Origin of the sequence: Acinetobacter sp. Colony158 (assembly GCF_019264745.1) — a bacterium.
In the GTDB taxonomy this organism is placed as follows: domain Bacteria; phylum Pseudomonadota; class Gammaproteobacteria; order Pseudomonadales; family Moraxellaceae; genus Acinetobacter; species Acinetobacter ursingii.
This window is the reverse complement of sequence record NZ_CP078523.1, coordinates 769256-772842: the sequence shown is the minus strand read 5'-3', so window position 1 is coordinate 772842 and position 3587 is coordinate 769256. Positions and strand designations below refer to the sequence as shown.

The following is a 3587-nucleotide window of genomic DNA, read 5'->3' as shown; positions in this document are numbered from 1 at the left end:
GCGTACTTTCAGGTAAATTCAACGCAATATCTTTTTCACTTACAATAAATTTGGGTGTAAGTGGTTTTTCATTGGCTGTTTGAAGTGCTGGTACAGCTTTTCGATTAATCGACTGTTTGATGTGCTGTAATCGCGTACCATGACCTTCCTGAATTTTAAGTACAATATTCAGTTCAGGTTGGGTAAAGGGACGGGATGAGGTAATGACAATCACGCCTGTACCTTGTCCGTTACGACGCGCAAAAAAGTTTAGTTGTGCAGACGGTTGATGAGAAATTCCTAAACCCATCAAATCTTCAGGCGTTGCTAAACCCACCTGCAAATTGGAGGATACATTGGCCTGACTGAAATTCATTTCAGCATAAAGCAAATCCCCAGGAGCAGACATAACTTGTAAAGGTTCAAGCGTGATCGCATGTATGGTCTGTGTCGCAAGAATAGTTAGAATCGCAATTTTTAATTTGTTATAGACAGTCATCTTGTTCCATGAAGCAGGAGTAAAGCGGTCACGTTATACAATACCGAGATGTTAACCGAATGTAAAACTTTTACAGAAGAAGTACATAAAAAAGCCGATCAATCGATCGGCTCATGGGCTTAAATCGTGTATTTAAGCATTTTTATATTCAATCAGGATGCGTAACATACGGCGTAAAGGTTCAGCGGCACCCCAAAGAAGTTGGTCACCGACAGTAAATGCGCCTAAATATTCTTTGCCCATATTTAGTTTGCGTAAACGACCCACTGGAACTGAAAGTGTTCCTGTTACAGCAACTGGGGTCAAATCAGTCATGGAAGCTTCACGTGTATTCGGCACGACTTTTGCCCACTCATTGGACTGACGAATCATATCTTCGATTTCGTCTAGAGGAACGTCTTTTCGAAGCTTAATCGTGAGAGCCTGTGAATGACAACGCATTGCACCAATACGCACACAATGGCCATCAATTGGAATAATTTGTGAATTACCTAAAATTTTGTTGGTTTCCGCCTGACCTTTCCATTCTTCTTTGGATTGACCATTTTCAAGCTGTTTGTCGATATAAGGAATAAGTGAGCCTGCCAATGGCACGCCAAAGTTGGCTTTAGGGAAGCCTTCGCCACGTTGCAATTCTGCTACACGGCTATCAATATCCAAAATGGCTGATTTAGGATCGTCCAGTAACTCTTTGGTATTGTTATATAAATAACCCATACCCGTGAGTAATTCGCGCATGTTTTGTGCACCTGCACCCGATGCTGCCTGATAAGTCATCGCGCTCATCCATTCCACCAAATTGTTTTGGAAGAGTGAACCCAAGCCCATCAGCATAAGAGAAACCGTACAGTTACCACCGACAAATGTTTTAGTGCCTTTGGCTAAACCATCTTTGATAACTTGCGCATTCACTGGGTCAAGTACGATGATGGCATCATCTGCCATACGTAATGTCGATGCGGCATCAATCCAATAGCCATTCCAGCCTTCAGCTTTGAGTTTTGGAAAAACTTCAGAAGTATAGTCACCACCTTGACAGGTAATAATGACATCCATTTGTTTCAGACTCTTAATGTCTGAAGCATCCATAAGTGCTGGGGCAGTTTTACCACCAAATGAAGGGGCTTCACCACCTGCATTACTGGTAGAAAAGTAAAATGGCTCAAAATGAGCAAAATCATTTTCTTCAACCATACGTTGCATAAGGACGGAACCAACCATCCCGCGCCAACCGACCAGACCTACTTTCATGTCACTTTGCCTCGGTGCGTTAAAAAATGTAAAAGGGGCTTGAGTGTATCAAAAGCGACCACAACTGCAAGTATTATCCAATGAAAACATGCTCTTTATTGTGAGTAAATTTATGAATATGCTACACAGGAATCTTGAAGAATGAAAAATCAATAAAATCTAGGGTGGGTCAGGCATTGTTACTATTTATTGAAGTGTGTGCTGTAGTGGTGATTTGGCTGACATTCTGGTCACTTATTCCACGCGACGAATGGTGGATTCGAGGAGCAGATTTCCCCAGACTGCAAATTTTAGCTGTCGGTGTAGTGACTTTATTGTTTGTATTGTTTTGCGATGCGCCGTGGAATCTGCCTCGAGAATTGATCGTTATTGGTTTAATCGCGGCAATCGCGTATCAGCTAAAAATGGTATTGCCTTATACCTTTATCTGGAAGAAACAGGTCAAACAGGTGAAAGCCGAACAGTTCAATCCAGATCAGCAAATCTCGTTGTTAGTGTCCAATGTCTTAACACCGAATGATCAATATCATTTATTGATTGAGCAGATTCAAAAGTTAAAACCAGATCTGGTTCTGACTTTAGAGACTGATCAAACATGGCAAAATGAATTGAGTGTGATTGAAGCAGATTATCCGTATCGGGTTCCTGTGCCACTAGATAATTTATATGGTATGCATTTGTACAGCCGATTGCAGCTCAAAGATACTGAAGTCAAGTTTATCTTGAGTGATGAAATTCCATCGATTCATACCACGGTGATTTTACCCAGTGGTTTGGCCGTGCAACTTTATTGTCTGCATCCCAAACCACCAAGTCCAACAGAAGCGAAAGATTCAACTTTGCGCGATGCTGAGTTGCTAATGGTGGGCGATCAAATCAAGGATCTAGATGAAAGTTGTATTGTGATGGGTGATCTTAATGATGTGGCTTGGTCACGAACCACCCGTTTATTTCAGCGCATTAGTGGGTTGCTTGATCCACGAGTCGGGCGGCATTTCATTAATACCTTTCATGCCAACTATCCTTTGTTGCGCTGGTCTCTCGATCATATTTTCCATAGTACCGATTTTGCTTTAGTCAAAATGAATCGATTACCGAATATTGGATCAGATCACTTTCCTGTGTATGTCGTGTTACAAACAGGACGGATTTTTGAGCAAATTCAAGAAGAATTGCCAGAAACGCAAGATGATCATGAGGCCGCTCAGGACGCGATTCAGGAAGGGATTAGTAAAGCAGAGAAAGAGGAAAAAATCGTGACGGCTGACATCGCACAGGCTTATAAAAGTTAAGCTGCCACCACAATATCGGTGTAAGCAATTACTTACACTAAATGCGGTCTTGAACGAATAGCCAGTCAAGTTCCCAGAAGGTATTCTATCTTCATCGGCACAGGAATTGGGAACGGAATATCCCCACTATGGAAGACTAAGCCGAAGGATGAACATCAAGGACTTGATGACGCTAGGGAAGCAACTTTTACAATAACAAAAATTACTGAAAGCACAACCTCATTTGCCCGAGTTTTGCAGGATGCAGAACTCGGGTTATGATTTTTTAAGGCTTAAAATATACTTATTTGTCTATGTACGATTCAAAATTTCAAGAATTTAAAATTTATATTGTTCATTTTACTCACTTGGCACGTGATGCTTTACATATCTATGCTGGTTTGCTGGTATTTCTTTGTGTCGCTTTTTTAGATAAGCGTCAATTAAAGTCAATTTGGGCATTATTTGCAGTGATTTTGGTTGCGATTGGGGCAGAATTGTTAGATGCCAGAGATGATTTCATTAACTTAGGGTATTGGCGTTTTGATGCAAGTTTGCACGATATTCTCAATACTATTTTTTGGCCT

4 protein-coding genes are annotated in these 3587 nt (G+C 41.1%); 2 read left to right on the top strand and 2 right to left on the bottom strand.

Annotated features, from left to right (window positions below; all coding sequences use genetic code 11):
* Both JR005_RS02980 and asd read right to left on the bottom strand, forming a co-directional pair.
* The coding region (locus JR005_RS02980; RefSeq protein ID WP_416378504.1) for a FimV family protein at positions 1-478 on the bottom strand (478 nt) is incomplete at its 3' end.
* Between the two features lie 132 nt (positions 479-610).
* Positions 611-1729, bottom strand: coding sequence for an aspartate-semialdehyde dehydrogenase (gene asd, locus JR005_RS02975; RefSeq protein ID WP_004994006.1), 1119 nt, complete (start codon positions 1727-1729; stop codon positions 611-613).
* A 176-nt stretch (positions 1730-1905) separates the two neighbouring features.
* On the opposite strand from asd, the gene JR005_RS02970 reads away from it, so the two are divergent.
* Positions 1906-3021: an endonuclease/exonuclease/phosphatase family protein gene (locus tag JR005_RS02970; RefSeq protein ID WP_034699123.1), complete on the top strand. Its 1116-nt coding sequence runs from the start codon at positions 1906-1908 to the stop codon at positions 3019-3021.
* 293 nt (positions 3022-3314) lie between these two features.
* Positions 3315-3587, top strand: a 273-nt coding sequence (locus JR005_RS02965) for a hypothetical protein (RefSeq protein ID WP_218665531.1), incomplete at its 3' end; no start/stop codon positions are given.